We start from the raw sequence: 990 nt of genomic DNA on the forward strand, positions 1-990 counted from the left end.
GATCCTTCGACGTCACATCTCCCTGACCGTCACTGATTTCCAGCCTGGCACCGACAAGGTGACCCTGACCAGCTATCTGGCCGGCGTGCTGACGGGCTGGAGCAGCACCCTCAACCCCTTCGCCGCCGGCTATCTGCGCCTGACGCAGTCGGGCACCGACACCCTGCTGCAGATCGACCCCAACGGTGGCCGCGACAGCTGGACCACCCTGGTCACCTTCCAGAACACCACCGCCACCAGCTTCACCGCCCGCGACCTGGGCTACGACCCCTTCGCCACGGACGCCGGCCAGCCCAACATCGGCACCAGCGGCGATGACACGCTGGCCGGCTCCGCCAACGGCGCACTGATCCAAGGCCTTGCCGGCAACGACAGCCTGACCGCCGGAAGCGGCGGCGACACGCTGGAAGGTGGTGCCGGTAGCGACACCCTGACCGGTGGTGCCGGCGATGACGTGATGTACGGCAACAACGCCGCCAACAGCGGCAGCGATCCCGGTACCTACTACAGCGGCGACAGCCTCTCGGACACGGCCGGCGGCAACGACCGGCTGTACGGCCAGGACGGTAACGACAGTCTGTATGTCAGCCGCTATTCGGGTAGCGCGACCACCATCCTGCTGGATGGCGGCGCAGGCGACGACTACATCTCCTTCAAGGGCAACTACGACCGTTTCCTGGACACCGTCACCATCGCCGGGGGCGCGGGCAACGACACCATCACGGTCGAGTTCGCGGCGCAAAGCACCATCGACGCGGGCGCGGGCGCCGATACCGTCACCGTCGTCATGACCGATTTCATGGGCAGCAGCCACAACGCGTCGGTGAACACCGTCACCCTGGGTACCGGCGCCGACACCCTGGTCCTGGACCCCGGCTTCATCTCCGGTGGGTTCGATAGCCATATCTCCCTGACCGTCACCGATTTCCAGCCTGGCACCGACAAGGTCACCCTGGCAGGTTACCTGTCGAAGGCGCTGACAGGGTGGAG

General features: G+C 66.3%; 1 protein-coding gene. It reads left to right on the forward strand.

Annotated features, from left to right (window positions below; all coding sequences use genetic code 11):
- The coding region (locus I55_RS33790; protein ID WP_376739220.1) for a calcium-binding protein at window positions 1–990 on the forward strand (990 nt) is incomplete at both ends.

The sequence above is a fragment of the Azospirillum sp. B4 genome (assembly GCF_000333275.1).
GTDB lineage: Bacteria > Pseudomonadota > Alphaproteobacteria > Azospirillales > Azospirillaceae > Nitrospirillum.